Genomic DNA, 19193 nt, shown 5'->3' with positions numbered 1-19193 from the left:
CGGACGACGAATTCGGTAGTTGCGCCGCGCGCAGGCCCGGGCTCAGACCCCGTAGCCGCCGTCGACGTCCAGCTTCTGTCCCGAGATGAAGCCGGCACGGTCGCTGGCGAGGAAGCCGACCGCCTCGGCGATGTCCACCGCCGTGCCGAAGCGGCGCAGCGGGATGTTGCCGCGGGCGACGTCGAGGGCCTGCTCGTCCAGCTCGCCGGAGCCGATCAGCCGCTCCGCCATCCCGTCGGTCAGCATGCCGGGGCCCACGCAGTTGACCCGGATGCCGAACCGGCCCTCCTCGGCCGCCAGGCCACGGGCCAGTGCCTCGACGGCTCCCTTCGGTCCGGCGGAGAGTCCGTCGCGCACGGGATAGCGCCGGGTCGCGGCGGTGGTGACGACCGTGAGGGAGCCCTGGGTCCGCCGCAGGGTCGGCAGGACGGCGTGGGCGAGGTTGAAGAAGGCCACGACGTCCTGGTCGACCTGCTCGGCGAACTGCCGGGGCGTGACCCGCGACAGATGGACCATGGGCACGTGCGGTCCGGCGGTGTGCACGACGGTGCGTATGTCGCCGTGCTCGGCCACCAGTGACCCCACGAGCGCCGCGGTCGCGTCGGGGTCCGCGAGATCGCAGGACCCGCTGGCGCGCACCCGGTCGCCGAGCTCGGCGACCAGGGCGTCGGGCGCGGTGCGCCGGTGCAGCAGCACGAGCGACGCACCGTCGGCGGCCAGCCGGCGGGCGACCGCCTGCCCGATGCCGCCGCTCGCGCCGGTGATGAGGGTGAGGCCGTAGCCGTCGGGACTCGTCATGGGGTGACCTCCGGGAGAGTCGAGCGGGCGCCGCGCGCCCAGGCGTCCAGGTGACGGCGGAGCAGGGGTGGCAGGTCGACCGAGCCGAGCTCGGGGGAGACCGTGACGATCCGGATCCGGGCGCGGGCGACGACCTCGTCGTCGCTCGTCCGCACCATCCGGTGGAGCATCTCGAAGGAGCGTCGCCCGACCGTGCCGAGCCGCAGCTCGAGCCGGATCTCGTCGAACAGGCCGACGGCCGCGAGGTAGTCGCAGGCGGTGTGCGCGGTGACCGTCCAGAAGCCGTGCCGCTGCTTCAGCTCGTCCTGGCGCAGGTCGTTGAGCCAGAACCACTCGCTCTGCATGCGCTCCATCCACGGGAACCATGCGGCGTAGTAGAGGATCCCGGCCGGGTCGGTGTCGGCGTACCCGAGTCGGAGGGTGGTCGCGTGCAGCGCCGGACCGGTCCCACCGTCCGCGACACGGGTGTCCCTCTCCACGAAACTCAACCTAGCATTTGCTTGGTCGAGCCGGCGGTGCCGACCGTCAGGCGTCGGCGCGCAGGTCGGTCTTGAGCACCTTGCCACTGGCGTTGCGGGGCAGCTCGGTCACGAGGACCACCTCACGCGGCACCTTGAAATTGGCCAGCCGCTCGCGGACCCAGCCGACCAGCTCGTCGGCCGTGGCGCTCGCGCCGGGTCGCAGGACGACATGGGCGCGGCCGACCGCGCCCATCCGCTCGTCCGGTACGCCGACCACGGCGCTCTCCATCACCGCCGGGTGCGCGGCCAGCGTGTTCTCGACCTCGGCCGGGTAGACGTTGAACCCCCCGACGATGAACATGTCCTTGATCCGATCGGTGATCTTGAGGCAGCCGTGCTCGTCGAGCCGGCCGACGTCGCCGGTGTGGAGCCAGCCGTCGGGGTCGATCGCCGCGGCCGTCGCCTCGGGGTCCTCGAAGTAGCCCAGCATCACGTTGGCGCCGCGCAGCCAGATCTCGCCGTCGGCCCCGGTGGCGACGTCGGCACCCGCCTCGTCGACGACGCGGACCTCGATGCCGTCGACGCCGGGCCCGGTCGTCTCGGCGATGTGGCGCGGGTCCTCGCCGGGCCGCGACCGGGTGGCGACGACGCACTCGGTGAGGCCGTAGGCCTGGGCGACCTCGTCGAAGCCGAGCACCTCCTGCATCTGCTCGAAGAGGGTCTCCGGGACGCTGGCCGCCCCGGCGATGGAGAAGCGCAGGGAGGACAGGTCGAACTCGCCGCGTCGCGGGTGGTTGATCAGGGTGATGAAGATCGTGGGCGCCCCCGGCAGCACGGTGATCGCGGCGTCCTGGATCAGCTGCATCAGTGCCTCGGCGTCGAAGGTGAGGACCGGGTGGATGGTGGCCCCCGCGGTCAGGCACGCGATCGCGCCGGCCTTGTAGCCGAAGGAGTGGAAGAACGGGTTGACGATCGCGTAGCGGTCGCGCTCGCCGAGGCTCGCCCCCCGCGCCCAGACCTCGGCGGTGCCGATCGTCTGGCGGTGCGCGCTCATCACCCCCTTGGGCAGGCCGGTCGTGCCGGAGGTGAAGAGGATGTCGGCCACCGTGTCGGGAGTGACGTCGGCCGCCAGCCGCTCGACCTCGGCCACGGGGATCTGCTCGCCGGCCGCGAGGAAGTCGGCCCAGGCGACGGTGCCGGGCCGGCCGGCGGCGTTCATGTCGACGACGGCGCGCAGGTGCGGCAGCCCCGCCACGACCGGTCCCGGCTCGGCGCCGGACGGGCCGTCGCTCCCCGCCTCGGCCAGCATCACGGAGTAGTCGGTGCCGAGGAAGCCGTCGCACACGACCAGCACGGCCGCGCGCGATCGCTGCAGCACGACCCGGGCCTCATGACCGCGGTAGCGCGTGTTGAGGGGGACGACGGACGCGCCGAGCTGCTGGGCGCCGAGCAGCGCCACCAGGTACTCGGCCCGGTTGGGTGCCCAGATCGCCACCCGGTCACCCGGTTCGACCCCGAGGGCCCGGTAGCCGCGGGCCGCCGCCACGACGAGGTCCCGTAGCCCGGCGTAGGTGATGATGGTGTCTCCGTCGACGATGGCCGGGTGGTCCCCGTGGGCCGCCGCTGCCCGCTCCAGCAGGGCGGGCATCGTGGTGGGTGTCATCGGCGGCCCTTCCGCTCGTCGCTTAACCAAGTGCTTGTTAGGTATCGTAGGCGCAACCGTGGGAGAGGATCGAGGCATGGCCACCACCAAGGGGGGCGCCGCCACCGCCCGCAAGAAGAATGCCGGTGCCGGCACCGGCTCCGCCCGGCGCGCCCAGCTGCTCGCGATCGCCGCCGAGATGTTCGCCTCCCGCGGCTACACGCAGACCACGGTCCGCGACATCGCCGTCGAGGCGGGGATCCTGTCCGGCAGCCTCTACCACCACTTCGCGTCCAAGGACGAGATGCTGACCGAGATCCTCCAGGACTTCATGGGCAGCCTGCTCCGGCAGTTCCGGTCCATCGCGGACGAGGCGGACAGCCCCCGGGCTGCGCTCGACGGCCTGGTGCGCAGCTCCTTCGAGACCATCCACCGCACTCCGCACGCGGTCGCGCTCTATCAGAACGAGGCGAACTTCCTCGGCAGCACGCCCGAGTTCTCGTTCGTCACCAAGGCCAGTCGCGAGGTCGAGAAGGTGTGGCTCGACGTGCTCCGCGCGGGCATCGCCTCGGGCGACTTCCGCTCCGAGCTCGAGCCGACGACGACGTACCGCTTCATCCGCGACGGCGTGTGGTCGACGGTGCGCTGGTACGACCCGCGCGGCCGGTTGCAGCACGCCACCCTCGCCGACCAGTACCTCACCATGCTCGACGGCGGCCTGATCGCCTCCTGAGCCGCGCCGCGCCGAGCCTCGCCGGTCAGGAGGCGGGCCGGCTGGCGCCGTCGAGGAGCAGGTCGAGCAGCGCGAGCAGGCGGGTCGTCAGGTCGAAGGGCGGGGGACCCGCGCCGATCCAGGCGCGGAGCACGGCGAAGTAGCCCGTCGCGAGGGTGAGGCCCACCAGGCCCGGGTCGACGTCGTCGCGCAGGTCCTCGCGGTGCCGGCCGATGACCGCGAGGAACTCGTGGCTGAGCGGATGGTCGTCCAGCAGGTCGAGCTCGCGCAGCGCAGCGCCGATGATCGCCGTCGTGGCGACGCGGGAGGCGTCGCTGATGGCGGCCAGCTCCCGGGTGATCGACGCCAGCTCGTCGCGCAGCGAGCCGCCCGCCTCGCGGGGCGTCGCGTGGAAGGCGCGGGCCCGGCGCCTGGCCGACCACTCGTCGAGGAAGGCGGTCTTGCGCTCGAAGTAGTTGAAGACGGAGGTGCGCGCGACGTCGGCGCGCACGGCGATGTCGTCCATCGTCGTCGCGTCGTACCCCTGCTCGACGAACAGCTCGATCGCGGCGTCGAAGACGCGGTCGCGCCGCTGGCCGACCCGGCGGGCGCGGGCGGTGACGGGCTCGGATGCCATCGCATGCCTTTCGTGACAGGTGCGGCTCCCGCTGCGTACACTGCCAGAGGTTGAACTCGGGTACAACTTTGTATGCCGATGCGAGGAGGAATCGTCGTGAGCGTGGACCTGCTGTCGCCGCCGTCCTCCGCCCAGTACCTGCGCTGGCTGCTCGCCGCGAAGGACCCCACCCAGGCGCTGCAGCTGGCCGCCGACCACGTGGCCGCCGTCCTGGACTGCCCGGTGTCGTGGGCCGGGCTGGTCGAGGGCGACTACCTGGTGATGGGCGCGCACCACGGCGTCGCGTCGACCGAGATGGCGGCGGCCTGGCGGCTCAAGATCGGCGAGGGCATCGGCGGCCGGGTCGCGCTCGAGCGCCGGCCCCAGATGAGCCGCGACTACCGCCACGACTCGCGGCGGGTGCCCCTGCTCAAGCGCCTCATCGACAACGAGGGGATCCAGGCCACCCTGATCGTCCCGCTCCTCGTGGCCGACTCCCTGCTCGGCGTCCTGTACGCCGCGCACCGGCACCCCTATCCGTGGACCGACACCGAGGTCGAGCTGCTCGAGGAGATCGCTCACGACCTCGGCGTGCGCCTCCACCAGCTCGACGTCGACGGGCGTCGCGGGCAACGTGCCGAGGCCGCCGAGCGGCGTGCCGAGCGCGCGACCCGGGAGCAGCGCGCCTGCGCCGACCTGGCCAACGGCTTCGCCACCCACACCGATCCGGTCGGCTCGCTCGACCTGCTCGCCCGCGAGATCGGCGGCCGGGTCGAGCTGCGCCAGGGCGACGGGACGCTCGTCCGCGCGGCCGGCGACCTGCGCCAGGGCAACGCGCGGGTGATCCGGCGCACCGAGCTGGCGGACTGCGGCGGCCTCACGGTCGTGGTCATCGACACCCGCGACCCCGACGAGCAGCGCCAGGCCTTCGTCGACCTGTGCATCAGCCTGTTCCGGCTGCAGGTGCTGCGGGCGGGGGAGCGGGAGCGGACGGCGGAGCGGCTGAACGGCGAGCTCTTCGACGGCTTGCTCAGCGGCCGGATCGGGGACCCCGAGGAGTTCCGGGCCCGGGTCTCGATGATGGGCATCGACCTGGGCCCGGGTGCCCAGGTCCTCGTCGCCGGCAGCCGGGAGCACGAGCCCGTGGGCCGCGCGGACCTCGACTCGCAGCTGCGGACGGTCTTCCCGGGGGTGGTCACGCTCGAGCGTGCCGGCCGCGCGGTCGCGGTACTGCCGCCCACCGGGCGGCCGGCGCCGCGGGTGCGGGCCCAGCTCGCCGACCTCATCGCCCGCTCCCGGCGCGGCTGGACGGTCGGGCTCGGCCGCAGCTGCGCCGACCTCCTCGACTTCTCGACGTCGTACGACGAGGCGCGGGCCGCCTGCGAGCTGGCGATCCGCGGCTCGGTGGTCGGCTCGGCGGCCGGCTCCGTGGTCACCGCCCACGAGCTGGGCATCCTCGGTATGGCCAGCCTGCCGGCGGCCCAGCTGGAGACCATGGTGCGTGACGTGCTGGGCCCGCTGCTCGACCTCGACCAGCGGCGGGGGACCGACTTCGTCCCGACCCTGCGGACCTATCTCGCCCACGACCGACACCTGCCCGACACGGCCGCCTCGCTGCACGTGCACTACAACACAGTGCGCAACCGGGTCGCGCGGATCGAGGAGGTGCTCGGGGTCGACATGCGCGACGTCGACCATCGGTTCCGGCTCGAGACGGCACTGCGGATGCACGCGCTGAGTGCCGCGCTCACGGGTGCCTGAGCACTCCCACGACGGCTGGCACGCCGTGACACCCGAGCCGCCGGATTCTGTCGGGCGACGCTCTAGGTGACGGCCGTCACGGCCGTGAAGGTGATCCCACCCGATGGAAGGAAGGGTCACCTTGAGGCTCATCACATTCACCACGACGGACGGGGCGACCCACGTCGGCGCCCTCGCCGGCGACACCGCGATCAGCCTGACCCGGGCGGCGGAGGGCGATCCGCGGTTCGCCTCGATGCTCGACCTGGTCCGGTCCGGCGACGCGGGCGTCGAGGACGCGCGGGACCTGTGCGACTCCCACCCGGCGCACGCGGTCCACGCCCTCGACGACGTGACGCTGCGGGCACCGCTCCCGAACCCGCCGCGCCTGCGTGACTGCTCGCTCTTCATCGCCCACCTCCAGCCGGCCTTCCGCGGGATGGCCCGCTCGATCGCGGCCGAGGCCGCGGACCCCGAGGCCGAGTACGAGCGCCTCGTGGCGACCGGGAAGTTCGACACCCCGGAGGTGTTCTCCCGGGAGGTCATCTACTACAACGCCGACCACACGGCGGTGAGCGGACCGGGCGACCTGATCGTCGCCCCGGCCGAGACCCGGCAGCTGGACTACGAGCTCGAGTTCGCCGCCGTACTGGGCCACACCGCCCGCGACGTGGCCGAGTCGGACGCCGCCGGCGTCATCTTCGGCTACACGATCTTCAACGACTGGAGCTGCCGCGACCTGCAGAGCGTCGTGATGGAGTCGCAGCTCGGCCCCTCCCGCGGCAAGGACTTCGACGGCTCCAACACGCTCGGGCCCTGCATCGTCACGCCGGACGAGCTCGGCTCGCCGTACGACCTCGAGATGACGGCCCGGGTCAACGGCGAGGTCTGGTCGCACGGCTCGACCTCGACCATGCACCACTCCTTCGAGAAGGCCATCGCGCACTTCTCCCGCAACCGCACCGTCCACGCGGGCGACGTGCTCGGCACCGGCACGGTGATGTCGGGCAGCCCGGTCGAGATCGGCAAGCGACTCAAGGACGGCGACGAGGTCGAGCTCGAGGTCCAGGGCATCGGCATCCTCCGCAACCGCGTCCAGCTCCCCTACTGACCCACCAGCTGACCACCCAGCTGACCCACCGGCTCGAAAGGCATGCAGACATGACCACGATCGTCGACCTCTCCCGCACCCTCGACCCCGCCTACCGCGACATGGTGCCGCCGGCCTACGAGCCGTTGGCCGCCGTGCTCGCCCCGAAGATCCACTACCTCGCGCCGGGCGGCGAGGGTCTCCAGCGCACCATGGACATCTTCGGCTGCCCGGCCGAGCACCTCCCCAATGGCGAGGGCTGGGGCGAGGACTGGCTGACCGAGATGAACACCCACTGCGGCACCCACGTCGACGCGCCGCTCCACAGCGGCAGCCTGATCGAGGGCAAGCCCGCCCGCACGATCAGTGACATCGACCTGTCCGAGCTGTACCGCCCGGGCATGGTGCTCGACGTCCGCCCCTGGGCCGCGCCCGGCGAGGCGATCACCATCGAGGCGCTGGAGCAGGCGATCGCGGCCACCGGCCGCGAGGTGCGGCAGGGCGACGCGCTCCTGCTCCGTACCGGTCAGGAGCGCTACACGCCGGCCGACCCGGAGTTCTTCAACTACCCGGGCATGAACGGCGACGGCACCCGCTACCTCACCGGACTCGGCGCCACGATCCTCGGCACCGACGCGATGGCCTGGGACCGCCCGTTCCCCGTGATGAAGGCGGCCTACGAGGCGAGCGGCGACCCCAAGGAGCTGTGGGACGGCCACTTCGCTATCGCGGACAAGGAGGCCTTCATCATCCAGCAGCTCGACAACCTGCAGGCGCTGCCGCTGACCGGCTTCCACGTCGGCTTCTTCCCGATCAAGCTCCCGAAGACCAGCGCCTCGCCGTGCCGGGTCGTCGGCTTCCTCGACAACTGACTGGAGACCACGATGTTCCACGCCTCGAGGCCCGCCGTGCGCGGGCTCGCCCTCAGTGCCGCCGCCGGGCTGCTGCTCACCGCCTGCGGCGGTGTCGTGAAGGACGACAAGTCGGCCGATGACAGGGTCGCCGACATCCCCGACGCCGAGCTGGTCGCGCCGATCGCCGGGATGGAGTGCACCGAGGGCACGCCGCCCACCGGCGAGCCCATCGTCGTCGGCGGCTCGCTCAGCCTCACCGGCCCGCTCGCGCCGACCGGCACCCTCCACGACGAGGTCGCCGACCTCGTGGTCGACTGGGTCAACGACTGCGGCGGGATCGACGGCCGCCCGCTGGAGTGGAAGGTGATCGACGACCAGTCGACGCCGGCCACGGTGACCTCCAACTACGAGCGCCTGATCGGCGACAAGGTGGACTTCGTGATGGGCCCGTACGGCGGTGCGGCGACCCTCGCCGGCGCCGGCCCGGTCACCCGTGCCGGCTACGCGTACCCCACCGCCACCAACGGTGCGCCCGACAAGCTGATCGGCGAGAACCACTTCCCCGCCTGGCAGATGGGTGGCGTCGACGACCCGGAGCGGATGTTCGACGCCCAGGCGCAGACCCTGCTCGACGCCCTGGAGTCCAGCGGCAACCCGCCGGAGTCGGCGTTCTTCGCGACGGCGAAGTTCCCCACCACGCTGAGCTACCGCGGCTCGGTCGTCGCGGCGCTCGAGGGCGCCGGCACGACGATCGAGGGTGACGTCGAGTACGACCTCGGCACCACGGACTTCAGCTCGATCGCGATCCGGATCCAGAACGCCGACCCCGACCTGGTCTACCTGGGCGGCATCGGCGCCGACGTCACGAACCTCTACCAGGCCTTCGACGCCATCGGCTACGAGCCGCGGTCGATCTACGTCTCGCTGCCGGCGCCGGCCGCCGTCGCCGCGCTGGGGGACAAGGCCGACGGGATGATGATCTCCTCGATCTACGAGGACAACCCGCCGCTCGGCGACACCCCGGTCGCCCGGTACTTCACCAAGGCCTACAGCGAGGTCGCCCAGAAGGACGACCTGTTCCCCTTCGTCGAGACCCAGGCGGCGGCCAGCCTCGCGGCCTGGCAGATCCTGCTCACCGGCATGACCGAGGGCGGCCTCGACAACGCGGCGGTCATCGCGTGGCTGAACGCCCACGAGGTCGACACCGTCGTGGGGACGCTCAACTTCGACGGGTTCAACAACTACGGCATCGACATCAACCGGGTGGCCCAGGTCCAGGACGGCAAGCGCGTCCTGGTCTGGCCCGAGGACGTCGCCGGCGCCGAGCTCGACTACAACCCCTGATCCGCCGCGCCGTCGTGGTGGGTCCCGAGGCGGGGCCCACCACCGGACCGACCACCGGACCGATTGGGAGACCTCCATGTCCGTTTCCTCGCTCGCGCTCGCCCAGACACTCCTCAACGGAGCGCTGCTCGGCTGCCTGTTCGGCAGCATCGCGCTGGGCCTCAGCGTCAAGTGGGGCCACCTCGGGGTGGCCGACTTCTTCCACCTCTCGCTCACCCTGCTCGGCGCCTACCTGACCTACAGCCTGGTGACCGAGCTGCTGTGGGACCCCTTCCTCACCCTCGCGGTCACCGTGCCGGCGTTCTTCGTGGTGGGCGTGGGCGTCCAGTACCTCTTCCATCTGATCGACGCCCAGCCCTTCACGACCCTGCTGATCACCTTCGCGCTGTTCATCGTCACCGAGAGCGTCGTGTCGATGATCTGGAGCCCGGACCTGCTCAACCTCCGCCCACTCCTCGCGGACGGCTTCACGACGAGCATCCGGCTCCCCGACCCGCTGCCCCGGCTGGCGGTCCAGCCGATCGACCTGGTCGCACTCGTCTGCGCGGCCCTCATGGTCGGCCTCGCGACGTACGCCCTGCGCAGCACCCGCGCCGGGCGCGCCGTGCAGGCGATGCGCCAGGACGCCGCGATCGCCGAGACCCTCGGCGTACGCGTGCTCCCGTTGACGCTCGCCGTCTCCGGCCTGGCCGCGGCCACCGCGGCCGTCGCGGGGATGGTGGTCAGTCTGCGGATGCCGTTGACGCCCACGCTGCCGCTGCAGTGGATCGGCGTCGTCGTGGTGGCCACCATGCTCGGCGGCCTCGGTCGTCCGCTCGGCGCCCTCGTCGCGGCGGTCGTGCTGATGATGATCCAGAACGCCTGGTCGCTCTGGTTCCCGCCACAGTGGGCGCCGGCCGTCACCTTCGGCGTGCTCTTCCTCTTCCTCGCCCTCCAGCCGCTCACCCGCCTCGCGCGCGAGCGCATCACCTCCGGGAGGACCGCATGAACGACCTGCGCGACCTCGCCCTGTGGCGTCAGTTCGCCGCGGTCGCGGGCTGTGCCGTCGTCGCCGTCGTCGCCGTCCCCGCGTTCGGGTCTGACTTCGTCATCGCGTTCGGCTTCCAGTTCGTCACCTGGATCGTGCTCGCCCTCAGCTGGGGCCTGTTCTCGGGCAACACCGGCTACGCGAGCTTCGGTCACGGCGTCTTCTTCGGCATCGGGACGTACGCCGCGGCGGCCGTCTTCCGGCACAGCGACGCCCCCTTCGTCGTGGCGCTGCTGGTGGCCGGCCTGGCCGCCGGGGCGCTGGCCCTCGTGGTCGGACTGGCCGTCTTCGCGTCGTCCCGGTTCTCCGGCGACCTGTTCGGCCTGATCACGCTCGCCATGGCCTTCATCGTGGTCACGGTGGTGTCCAACGTCGCCTTCCTCGACGGTGGCACCGGTGTCTTCGTCCGCGAGCACGTGGTCGGCTCGTGGGCCGGCTCGTCGACCCGGCACCTGTTCGTGATCGCCGTCGGCCTCGCCGTGCTCACCGCGGGCGTCGCCATCGCCACGTCGAGCACCCGCTGGGGTGCCGCGCTCCGGTCGATCCGCGACGACGAGCAGGTCGCCGAGTCGCTCGGCGTACCGACCTACCGCTACAAGGTGCTCACCTTCGTGGTCAGCGCGGCGCTCGCCGGCCTGGCCGGCGCACCGCAGGCGATCTACCTGGGGTACGTCGAGGTCGGGGCCGTGTTCAGCCTGAACATCCCGCTGCTGGTCATCATGATGACCATCCTCGGCGGCATCACCCGCTGGTGGGGACCGCTCATCGGTGCGGCGTCCGTCGTGATCCTGCGCGAGGCACTGCTCGACCTCGGCTCCCCGGAGCTCTCCCAGATCATCCTGGGCGGCGCGCTCGTCGTCGTCATCGCGCTGCTGCCGCACGGCGTGTCCGGCGCGATCCCGCGCCGATGGGGGACCCGGCGGCGGACACCGGCACTGGAAGGAGGGGCGCGATGAGCCTGCTGCGTTGTCGTGGCGTCACCAAGCGCTTCGGCGGGGTGAAGGCCCTCAGCGAGGTCGACCTCGAGGTCGCCGCCGGCGAGATCGTCGGACTGGTCGGGCCCAACGGCTCGGGCAAGACCACCCTGCTGAGCACGATCGCCGGCTCCCTGCCGGTGACCGCCGGCACCATCGAGTTCGACGGGCGGGACATCACCCGCGCGAGCGCGCACCGCCGCGCGCACGCCGGCATCGCCCGGACCTTCCAGGTCCCGCGCCCCCTCGGCTCCTTCACGGTCGAGGAGAACGTCGCCACCGCGTCGATGTTCGGGCGCCACGCCACCGGCCGGGCCGCGGCCCTCGACCGGGCGCGGGACGTCCTCAAGGCGGTCGGCCTGGCGGCCCACGCCGGCCACGCGGTCGACTCGCTCACCCTGCACGAGCGGAAGTTCCTCGAGATCGCCCGCGCCGTCGCGCTCGACCCGGCCCTCATCCTCCTCGACGAGGTGCTCGGCGGGCTCAACCCCAGCGAGGCCGCGCTCGGCATGGAGCTGATCGCGAGCCTGCGCGAGCGCGGCATGGCGGTGATCTACATCGAGCACAACGTGCGTGCAGTCTCCACCCTCGCCGACCGGATGTACGTGCTCAACCAGGGACAGAACCTGGCGGACGGCACTCCGGCCGACGTGCTCAACGACCCTCGTGTGATCGAGGCCTACCTGGGAGGACCGGTCGATGCTTGAGGTACGGGACCTGGTCGTCAACTACGGGGAGGCGGCGGCCCTGCGCGGCGTGAGCCTGCACGTGGCGGCGGGGACGACGGCGTCCCTCATCGGCTCGAACGGCGCCGGCAAGAGCACCCTGGTCAAGGCACTGCTGGGCATGCAGCCGGTTGCGTCCGGGCAGATCCTGCTCGAGGGCGAGGACATCACCCGGCGCTCGGCGGCGGACCGTCCCGCGCTGGGGATGGCGATCGCCCCCGAGGGGCGGCGGCTGTTCAAGGAGATGACGGTCCGCGACAACCTCCGGCTCGGGCTGCACCACCCCGCCGCGCGCCGGCGCTCCGACGACGGCATCGAGCTCGCCCTCGACCTGTTCCCGATCCTGCGCAAGCGCTCCCGCCAGCTGTGCGGGACGATGTCGGGCGGCGAGCAGCAGATGGTCGCCCTCGGGCGGGCCCTGGTCTCGCGGCCCCGGCTGCTCGTCCTCGACGAGCCCTCGCTCGGCCTGGCCCCGATCGTCGTCGCGCAGGTCTTCGACGTCATCGAGACCATCGCGGCCCAGGACGTGACGGTGCTGCTGGCCGAGCAGAACATGCATCGCGCCCTCGGTCTCTCGGAGCACGGCTACGTCCTCGCCGACGGCCAGATCGTGCTCGAGGGGACGGGCGAGGAGCTGCTCCGCTCCGACCGGGTCCGCTCGGCGTACCTGGGGGAGCAGTGACCGGTACGCCGCCCGCCCCGGCGCTGCTCGGCCGCGCACCCTGGACGACGGCCGGCCCGCTGTCCGGCGACCAGCGGGCGTTCGTCGCCCGGGTCCGGGACGACTGGGCCGGCGCCGGCCTCGGCATCGATCCCGTCGACGCCGAGGGCCGGCTGTCCGGGCCCTTCGACCTGATGGCCGCGAGCCCGCTGGTCGGGGAGGCGGTGCTCGCCCTGGCCGGCCGGTTCCGGGACGGCGCGCTGACCGCGGCCGAGCGCGAGCTGGTCATCCTCGTCGTCGCCGCGCTCGACGACTGCGCCTACATGAGGGACGGCCACGAGCCGCTCGCCCGGCGGGCGGGCGCGCCCGCGGACGTCGTCGCCGCGATCCGGGACGGCCGCCCCTGCGCGTCGGGCGCGCACCTGGTGGTGCGCACCGTCGCCCACGACCTCTGCGTGCACGGCGACCTGGCGCCGCACGCGTTCGACGACGCCCTCACCCAGCTCGGCTGGCCGCGGTTGCAGGAGGTCGTGTGGCTCGTCGGCCTCTACCGCGCCCTGGCCATGGCGATGCGGGTCGCGCGGGTCGGGACCGTCCCGACGCTCTCGGAAGGATGATGCAGATGCCCACCGATCCCGTGCTGCGGGACTACCTGCTCCCCGCCCTGGCCCGGTACGGCGACCGCCGTGCCGTCGTCGCGGGCGGGCGCACCTGGACCTATCGCCAGCTCGACGATCAGGCCCGCCGGCTGGCGGGACGCCTGCGCACGTGGGGCATCGGCCCCGGCTCCCCGGTGGCGCTCGCACTGCCCAACACGGTCGAGTACGTCGTCGCGGACCTCGCGCTCGCACTGCTCGGCGCCGCGAAGGTCCCGATGAACATGATGCTGTCCGACGAGGAGCAGGCCCACATCCTGGCCGACTCCGCGGCCGTGCTGTGCGTGGTGGACCACCGCCGGGCGGACGCCCTCCTCGCCGTCGTCCGCGGCGCCGGCGACCCGCCGCGCCTGCTGGTCGTCGGGGGTGCCGCCGACGACTGGGCGGGCGCGCTCGACCACCCGCCGCTCACCGACCTGCCCGCCGTGCCGGCGCCGGCACGGGCGCTGCTCATGTACACCGGCGGCACCACCGGGCGTCCCAAGGGGGTGGTCCACACCCAGCGCGGCATCGCGATGAACCTGCTCTCCCACCTCGTGGAGATGGAGCTGACCGCCGACGACGTGCTGATGCTGACCTCGCCGCTGCCCCACAGCGCGGGCTTCCTGCTCCAGGCGGCGCTCGCCAAGGGCGCGACGGTGCTCCTCGAGGAGGGCTTCGACGTCGAGGCGGTCGTCGACCGGATCGAGCGGGACCGGGTCACCTACCTCTTCCTCGTCCCCACCATGATCTACCGGCTGATCGACGCCGTCGTCGAGCGCGGGAAGGTCGACCCCGCCGACACGTCCTCGCTGCGCACCATCCTGTACGGCGCCGCGCCGATCACGTCCGACCGGCTGGAGCAGGGCCTGCGGCTGTTCGGCCCGGTCTTCATGCAGCTCTACGCCCAGTCGGAGGCACCCAACTTCCTGACCCGGCTGCGTCGCGACGACCACCGGCTGGACCCGGCGGGCGCGTCCCGGCTGACCAGCTGCGGGCAGGCGGTCGTGATGGCCGAGGTCCGGGTCGTGGGCGAGGACGGGACGCCCCGCGGGCCCGGCGAGGTCGGCGAGGTGACCGCCCGCTCGCCGTACACGATGGAGGGCTACCTGGCCCGTCCCGACGAGACCGCCGCGGCGCTGCGGGACGGCTGGCTGCACACCGGCGACCTCGGCTACCTGACCGAGGACGGCTACCTCCACCTCGTCGACCGCAAGAAGGACATGATCATCACCGGCGGCCTCAACGTGTACTCCGGCGAGGTCGAGCAGGTGCTGGCCCGGGTCCCCGGCGTGCGCGAGGTCGCGGTGGCCGGGGTGCCGCACCCCGACTGGGGCGAGGCCGTGGTCGCGTTCGTGGTGCCCGACGGGCCGGTGGATCCCGACGTGACCACGGCGGCGATCAGGTCCGCGGCGCGGCAGGGGCTGACGACGTACAAGCGGCCGAAGGCGGTCGTGCTGGTGGACACGCTCCCGACGACGGTCGTCGGGAAGATCGACAAGAAGCAGCTGCGAGGAGGCTGGCCGGGATGGTGAGCAGGGACGAGGCGCTGGTCGTCGGGTGGAGTCACACGGCGTTCGGCAAGCACGCGGAGGCGACGCTGGAGTCGCTGGTCGTCGAGGCGGGCCGGGCGGCGCTGCTCGACGCCGGGATCGAGCCGGGGCAGGTCGACCTGGTCGTGCTCGGCCAGTTCAACTCCGGCCTGCAGCCGCTCGGCTTCCCGTCGTCGCTGGCGCTCCAGATCGACGACGCCCTCCTCGGCGTGCCCGCGCTGCGGGTCGAGAACGCCTGCGCGTCGGGGTCGGCGGCGGTGCACACCGGCCTGGCCCAGCTGCTGTCCGGCCGGGCCGAGCACGTGCTGGTCATCGGCGCGGAGAAGATGACCGGCCTGCCGCCGGAGACGGTGGGCGCGGCGCTGTTGGGCGCCGACTACGACGCCGCGGGCACCACCTCGACGACGGGCTTCGCCGGTCTCTTCGCGGAGGTGGCGCGGGCCTACGAGGAGCGGCACGGCCCGGTGGGCGACACCCTCGGCGCGATCGCCGCCAAGAGCCACCGGCTGGCCGCGGCCAACCCCTTCGCGCACCTGCGCAAGGACCTGGGGGCGGAGTTCTGCTCGACCACCTCCGACCGGAACCCGATGGTCGCGGAGCCGCTGCGGCGTACCGACTGCTCACCGGTCTCCGACGGCGCGGCGGCGCTGGTGCTCGGCCGCCGGCCCACCTCCCGCCGGCACGACGCGGTCCGGGTGGCCGGCTGGGCCTTCGCCAACGACCACCTGCCGACGGCGCGCCGGGACCCGCTCGCGTTCGCGGCCACCGAGCTCGCCTGGCAGCGGGCGCTCGCGGACGCCGGGATGAGCCGGGCCGATCTCGACCTCGTCGAGCTGCACGACTGCTTCACGATCGCCGAGCTCCAGCTCTACGAGGTGCTCGGCCTCGCCCCGCGCGGCGCGGGCCGGCGCGCCCTCGACGAGGGCACCGTGCTCCCCGGCGGCGCGCTGCCGGTGAACCCCTCGGGCGGACTCAAGTCCAAGGGGCATCCGGTCGGCGCGACCGGGGTCTCCCAGCACGTGTCGGTCGCGATGCAGCTGACCGGCACCTTCCCGGGTGTCCAGGTCGAGAACGCCCGGGTCGGTGCGGTGCACAACATGGGCGGTCTCGCGGTGGCCAACCACGTGTCGGTGCTGGCCGCGCTGTAGCGCTGGCTCAGACCAGCTGGTCGAGGGCGATCTCGAAGGCGGTGGCCGCCACCGACGTGGGGTACGGCGAGCGCGCGTGGCACTTCTCCAGGGCCCCCCGGATGGTCCGGGAGACGTCCCCGAAGACGGCCTCGTCGGAGACCTCGGGGATGCCCTCCATGAGGAGGGTGAAGGTCCGGGCCATGCCGCAGTTCGCGATGAAGTCGGGGATCACCGCGACGTGCTGGTCCGCGAACTCGTAGGTCGGCCCGTAGAAGATCTCCGGGTCGGCGAAGGGGACGTTGGCGCCGGCGGAGATCAGCTCGAGACCGCCGGAGACCAGCCGCTTGACGTGCTCGGCGGAGACCAGGCGGGAGGCGGCGCAGGGCAGGAAGATCTCCGCGCCCAGGTCCCAGATCGCGTCGTCGAGCGCATCGAACGGGACGAGGTCGTCGGCGCGCAGTGCATTGCCCTCCTTGGCCAGGAAGAGCGCGCGCACCTCGTCGGCGGTGAAGCCGTCGGCGTTCATCAGGCCGCCGTCGCGGTCGATGATGCCGACCACGCGGGCTCCGGCCTGCGCGAGGTAGTAGGCGGCCGCGGAGCCGACATTGCCCCAGCCCTGGACGATCACGCGCTTGCCGGCGAGCTGCTGGCCGCGGTCGGCGCCGTAGGTCGCGTAGTAGTGGACGACCGACTCGGCGACGCCCCACCCGGTGACCAGGTCGGCGACGGTGTACTTGCGGTCCCGGTCGGGCGTGTAGCGCGGATCCTCGACGACCTTGGAGACGCCGAGGCGCAGCATGCCGACGCGCTGCACCAGCTCGCGCTCGTCGGCGGCGAAGTGGCCGTTGACGATGCCCTCCTGGGGGTGCCACAGGCCGTAGCGCTCGGTGAGCGGGATGACGTCGTGCAGCTCGTCGACGTTGAGGTCGCCGCCGGTGCCGTAGTAGGTCTTCAGCAGCGGGGAGACGGCCTTGAACCAGCGGGCCAGGACGCCCTCGCGGCGGGGATCGGACGGGTCGAAGTCGATGCCCGACTTGGCGCCGCCGATCGCGGGGCCCGAGACGGTGAACTTCACCTCCATGGTCTTGGCCAGGGACTCGACCTCGTTGCGGTCCAGGCCCGCGCGCATCCGGGTGCCGCCGCCCGCGGCGCCGCCGCGCAACGAGTTGATCACCGCCCAGCCCCTCGCCTCGGTCTCGGCGTCGTGCCACTCGAAGACGATCTCCGGTGCCTTGGCCTCGAAGCGGCCGAGCAGCTCGAGCATGCCGGCACCGGGGGCGGCCGGCGCGGTGTCGGTCGCCATCAGAAGTTCCCCCGTCGTTCCTGCTCGCGCTCGATCGCCTCGAACAGCGCCTTGAAGTTGCCCTTGCCGAAGCCCAGCGAGCCGTGCCGCTCGATGAACTCGAAGAAGACCGTCGGCCGGTCGCCGAGCGGCTTGGTGAAGATCTGCAGCAGGTAGCCGTCCTCGTCGCGGTCGACCAGGATGCCGCGCTTCTGCAGCTCCTCGACGGGGACGCGGACCTCGCCGATCCGGGCCCGCAGCTCGGGGTCCTCGTAGTAGGAGTCGGGCGTCGCCAGGAACTCGATGCCCTCGGCGCGCAGCCGGTCCACCGTGTCGAGGATGTCGTTGGTCGCCAGCGCCAGGTGCTGGGCACCGGGGCCGTCGTAGAACTCGAGGTACTCGTCGATCTGGGACTTCTTCTTCGCGATCGCCGGCTCGTTGAGGGGGAACTTCACCCGGTGGTTGCCGTTCGCGACGACCTTCGACATCAGCGCGGAGTAGTCGGTGGCGATGTCGTCGCCGATGAACTCGGCCATGTTCGTGAACCCCATGACGTTGCGGTAGAACTCCACCCAGTCGTCCATCTTGCCGAGCTCGACGTTGCCGACGATGTGGTCGAGCGCCTGGAACAGCCGGCGGGGCGCGCCCTCCCGCTTCCGGAAGGTGGAGGTGCGCGCGACGTAGCCGGGGAGGTAGGGGCCGTCGTACCGGCTGCGGTCCACCAGGGTGTGCCGGGTGTCGCCGTACGTCGCGATGGCGGCGATCCGCACGGTGCCGTGCTCGTCGGTGAGGTCGTGCGGCTCCTCGACGACCGTCGCGCCCACCGAGCGGGCGTGCGCGATGCACTTGTCGACGTCGGGCACCTCCAGCGCGATGTCGACGATGCCGTCGCCGTGCCTGCGGTGGTGGTCGTGCAGGGTGCTGCGCGGGTCGACGCCGCCCTTGAGCACGAACCGGACCGCGCCGCTCTTGAGCACGAAGGCCACGTGGTCGCGGTTGCCGGTCTCCGGGCCGGAGTAGGCGACCAGCTCCATGCCGAACGCCGAGACGAAGAAGTGCGCGGACTGGGTGGCGTTGCCGACCACCCAGACCGCGGCGTCCCAGCCGGTCACCGGGAACGGGTCCGCACGGTCGTCGTAGTCGACGAGGCCGACGAGCTGCTTGAGCGTGGCGAGGTCGAGCTCGGCGAGCCGCTCCTCGCTGGTCAGGGTCTCCTGGAGGGACATACAGGGAGCACAGCAGAGCGCGGAACGGCCACACAACCTGCGCAGCTACAGCTAGGCAAGATGGCCCCTTCTGCCGCTTCTGGGTGCCTGCAAGTGGCCGGAGTGACTAGATTGGAGAGGTGCTCGCCCTGGACCGGATCGACCTCGCTCTGCTCGCCGCTCTCGCCGAGCACCCCCGCGCCGGCGACCTCGAGCTGTCCCGCCGGACCCAGGTCGCCCGCGCCACGGTGCAGAGCCGGCTGCGGCGGATGACCGAGGCCGGTGTCATCGCCGACTGGGACCCCACGCTCGACGTCGCCGCGGCCGGCTTCGAGGTGCAGGCCTATGTCACCCTCGAGATCTCCCAGGGCGCGCTCGACGAGGTCTCCCGCGACCTCGAGGCGATCCCGCAGGTGCTCGAGGCCTATGTGACGACCGGCTCCTACGACGTGCTGTGCCGGGTCGCGACGCGCTCGCATCCGGAGCTGCAGGCGACCCTGGTGCGCATCGACCAGTCGTCGTCGGTCGTGCGCTCGACCAGCGTGATGGTGCTGTCCGTGCTGATCCCGCCGCGGGTGCTGCCGCTGCTGGCGAGCGCCGAGCCCCCGCCGAGCCGCCGCTCGCCGGCGTACCGCGACTGACGTCGCTCGGCCGGCGCCCGGCCGGCAGTGTGGCGCATGGCCGTGAAGCGGCACGGGGCGAAGCCCGCGGGGCGAGCGCAGCGAGTCCCGGGCGGCGAGCCTC

Annotated in this window: 19 protein-coding genes; 13 read left to right on the top strand and 6 right to left on the bottom strand. The window is 72.3% G+C overall.

From position 1 onward, the window contains the following. Positions 1-42: 42 nt before the first annotated feature. The 3 genes from RB608_RS14740 to RB608_RS14730 are packed head-to-tail and all read right to left on the bottom strand — an operon-like array spanning position 43 to position 2922. Positions 43-798, bottom strand: a complete 756-nt coding sequence (locus RB608_RS14740; protein ID WP_308088739.1) for an SDR family oxidoreductase — start codon at positions 796-798, stop codon at positions 43-45. Next, positions 795-1277 (bottom strand): thioesterase family protein, encoded by a 483-nt coding sequence (locus RB608_RS14735; protein ID WP_308088738.1) that lies wholly within the window; start codon positions 1275-1277, stop codon positions 795-797. Before RB608_RS14735 ends, RB608_RS14740 begins: the two co-directional genes overlap by 4 nt. 46 nt (positions 1278-1323) lie before the next feature. Further along, positions 1324-2922 carry a FadD3 family acyl-CoA ligase gene (locus RB608_RS14730; protein ID WP_308088737.1) on the bottom strand — a complete coding sequence of 533 codons (1599 nt, stop codon included), beginning with the start codon at positions 2920-2922 and terminating at the stop codon, positions 1324-1326. 76 nt (positions 2923-2998) lie between these two features. Here RB608_RS14730 and RB608_RS14725 point away from each other — a divergent pair, with 76 nt between their 5' ends. Next, positions 2999-3634, top strand: coding sequence for a TetR/AcrR family transcriptional regulator (locus RB608_RS14725; RefSeq protein ID WP_308088736.1), 636 nt, complete (start codon positions 2999-3001; stop codon positions 3632-3634). A 25-nt stretch (positions 3635-3659) separates the two neighbouring features. On the opposite strand, the gene RB608_RS14720 is transcribed toward RB608_RS14725, so the two are convergent. After that, positions 3660-4250 (bottom strand): helix-turn-helix domain-containing protein, encoded by a 591-nt coding sequence (locus RB608_RS14720; RefSeq protein ID WP_308088735.1) that lies wholly within the window; start codon positions 4248-4250, stop codon positions 3660-3662. A 96-nt stretch (positions 4251-4346) separates the two neighbouring features. Between RB608_RS14720 and RB608_RS14715 the strand changes: the two genes are divergently transcribed. The 11 genes from RB608_RS14715 to RB608_RS14665 all read left to right on the top strand — a co-directional run bounded on the left by RB608_RS14715 (position 4347) and on the right by RB608_RS14665 (position 15980). Next, positions 4347-5990, top strand: coding sequence for a helix-turn-helix domain-containing protein (locus RB608_RS14715; RefSeq protein ID WP_308088734.1), 1644 nt, complete (start codon positions 4347-4349; stop codon positions 5988-5990). A 121-nt stretch (positions 5991-6111) separates the two neighbouring features. Then, positions 6112-7080, top strand: a complete 969-nt coding sequence (locus RB608_RS14710; RefSeq protein ID WP_308088733.1) for a fumarylacetoacetate hydrolase family protein — start codon at positions 6112-6114, stop codon at positions 7078-7080. A 50-nt stretch (positions 7081-7130) separates the two neighbouring features. Beyond that, the gene (locus tag RB608_RS14705; protein ID WP_308088732.1) at positions 7131-7931 is read left to right on the top strand and encodes a cyclase family protein; all 801 of its coding nucleotides are present in this window, start codon (positions 7131-7133) and stop codon (positions 7929-7931) included. A gap of 12 nt (positions 7932-7943) precedes the next feature. Then, positions 7944-9257, top strand: a complete 1314-nt coding sequence (locus RB608_RS14700) for an ABC transporter substrate-binding protein (protein WP_308088730.1) — start codon at positions 7944-7946, stop codon at positions 9255-9257. Positions 9258-9333: 76 nt separating this feature from the next. Next, complete coding sequence (locus RB608_RS14695; RefSeq protein ID WP_308088729.1) at positions 9334-10245, top strand: branched-chain amino acid ABC transporter permease; 912 nt, start codon at positions 9334-9336, stop codon at positions 10243-10245. Continuing rightward, entirely contained in the window at positions 10242-11240 is a 999-nt protein-coding gene (locus tag RB608_RS14690; protein WP_308088728.1) for a branched-chain amino acid ABC transporter permease, read from the top strand. The genes RB608_RS14695 and RB608_RS14690 overlap by 4 nt, the downstream gene beginning before the upstream one ends. After that, on the top strand, positions 11237-11965 hold the full coding sequence (locus RB608_RS14685; RefSeq protein WP_308088727.1) for an ABC transporter ATP-binding protein: 729 nt from the start codon (positions 11237-11239) through the stop codon (positions 11963-11965). The genes RB608_RS14690 and RB608_RS14685 overlap by 4 nt, the downstream gene beginning before the upstream one ends. Further along, a complete protein-coding gene (locus RB608_RS14680) occupies positions 11958-12665 on the top strand; it encodes an ABC transporter ATP-binding protein (protein WP_308088726.1) in 708 nt (235 codons plus the stop codon). The genes RB608_RS14685 and RB608_RS14680 overlap by 8 nt, the downstream gene beginning before the upstream one ends. Then, the gene (locus tag RB608_RS14675) at positions 12662-13261 is read left to right on the top strand and encodes a carboxymuconolactone decarboxylase family protein (RefSeq protein WP_308088725.1); all 600 of its coding nucleotides are present in this window, start codon (positions 12662-12664) and stop codon (positions 13259-13261) included. Before RB608_RS14680 ends, RB608_RS14675 begins: the two co-directional genes overlap by 4 nt. Positions 13262-13266: 5 nt before the next feature. Continuing rightward, positions 13267-14814, top strand: coding sequence for an AMP-binding protein (locus RB608_RS14670; protein WP_308088724.1), 1548 nt, complete (start codon positions 13267-13269; stop codon positions 14812-14814). After that, the gene (locus tag RB608_RS14665; protein ID WP_308088723.1) at positions 14808-15980 is read left to right on the top strand and encodes a thiolase domain-containing protein; all 1173 of its coding nucleotides are present in this window, start codon (positions 14808-14810) and stop codon (positions 15978-15980) included. The genes RB608_RS14670 and RB608_RS14665 overlap by 7 nt, the downstream gene beginning before the upstream one ends. Before the next feature lie 7 nt (positions 15981-15987). Here RB608_RS14665 and RB608_RS14660 read toward each other — a convergent pair whose 3' ends face one another. Together RB608_RS14660 and hppD are read right to left on the bottom strand one after the other, a co-directional pair. Next, a complete protein-coding gene (locus RB608_RS14660; protein WP_308088722.1) occupies positions 15988-17265 on the bottom strand; it encodes a Glu/Leu/Phe/Val dehydrogenase dimerization domain-containing protein in 1278 nt (425 codons plus the stop codon). Continuing rightward, positions 17265-18470, bottom strand: a complete 1206-nt coding sequence (gene hppD / locus RB608_RS14655; protein ID WP_308088721.1) for a 4-hydroxyphenylpyruvate dioxygenase — start codon at positions 18468-18470, stop codon at positions 17265-17267. Before hppD ends, RB608_RS14660 begins: the two co-directional genes overlap by 1 nt. Before the next feature lie 119 nt (positions 18471-18589). Between hppD and RB608_RS14650 the strand changes: the two genes are divergently transcribed. Continuing rightward, the gene (locus tag RB608_RS14650; protein ID WP_308088719.1) at positions 18590-19090 is read left to right on the top strand and encodes an Lrp/AsnC ligand binding domain-containing protein; all 501 of its coding nucleotides are present in this window, start codon (positions 18590-18592) and stop codon (positions 19088-19090) included. Positions 19091-19193 lie beyond the last annotated feature (103 nt).

The sequence above is a fragment of the Nocardioides sp. LHD-245 genome (assembly GCF_030929495.1).
Classification (GTDB): Bacteria; Actinomycetota; Actinomycetes; order Propionibacteriales; family Nocardioidaceae; genus Nocardioides.
The sequence above is the reverse complement of the archived record's forward strand: the minus strand, read 5'-3'. Positions and strand labels throughout refer to the sequence as shown.

Excerpts from the sequence above, each read along its gene's own strand:
- RB608_RS14740 (WP_308088739.1), bottom strand. The coding sequence starts at position 798 with ATGACGAGTCCCGACGGCTACGGCCTCACCCTCATCACCGGCGCGAGC.
- RB608_RS14730 (WP_308088737.1), bottom strand. The coding sequence starts at position 2,922 with ATGACACCCACCACGATGCCCGCCCTGCTGGAGCGGGCAGCGGCGGCC.
- RB608_RS14725 (WP_308088736.1), top strand. The coding sequence starts at position 2,999 with ATGGCCACCACCAAGGGGGGCGCCGCCACCGCCCGCAAGAAGAATGCC.
- RB608_RS14720 (WP_308088735.1), bottom strand. The coding sequence starts at position 4,250 with ATGGCATCCGAGCCCGTCACCGCCCGCGCCCGCCGGGTCGGCCAGCGG.
- RB608_RS14705 (WP_308088732.1), top strand. The coding sequence starts at position 7,131 with ATGACCACGATCGTCGACCTCTCCCGCACCCTCGACCCCGCCTACCGC.
- RB608_RS14700 (WP_308088730.1), top strand. The coding sequence starts at position 7,944 with ATGTTCCACGCCTCGAGGCCCGCCGTGCGCGGGCTCGCCCTCAGTGCC.
- RB608_RS14695 (WP_308088729.1), top strand. The coding sequence starts at position 9,334 with ATGTCCGTTTCCTCGCTCGCGCTCGCCCAGACACTCCTCAACGGAGCG.
- RB608_RS14690 (WP_308088728.1), top strand. The coding sequence starts at position 10,242 with ATGAACGACCTGCGCGACCTCGCCCTGTGGCGTCAGTTCGCCGCGGTC.
- RB608_RS14685 (WP_308088727.1), top strand. The coding sequence starts at position 11,237 with ATGAGCCTGCTGCGTTGTCGTGGCGTCACCAAGCGCTTCGGCGGGGTG.
- RB608_RS14680 (WP_308088726.1), top strand. The coding sequence starts at position 11,958 with ATGCTTGAGGTACGGGACCTGGTCGTCAACTACGGGGAGGCGGCGGCC.
- RB608_RS14670 (WP_308088724.1), top strand. The coding sequence starts at position 13,267 with ATGCCCACCGATCCCGTGCTGCGGGACTACCTGCTCCCCGCCCTGGCC.
- RB608_RS14665 (WP_308088723.1), top strand. The coding sequence starts at position 14,808 with ATGGTGAGCAGGGACGAGGCGCTGGTCGTCGGGTGGAGTCACACGGCG.
- RB608_RS14660 (WP_308088722.1), bottom strand. The coding sequence starts at position 17,265 with ATGGCGACCGACACCGCGCCGGCCGCCCCCGGTGCCGGCATGCTCGAG.
- hppD (WP_308088721.1), bottom strand. The coding sequence starts at position 18,470 with ATGTCCCTCCAGGAGACCCTGACCAGCGAGGAGCGGCTCGCCGAGCTC.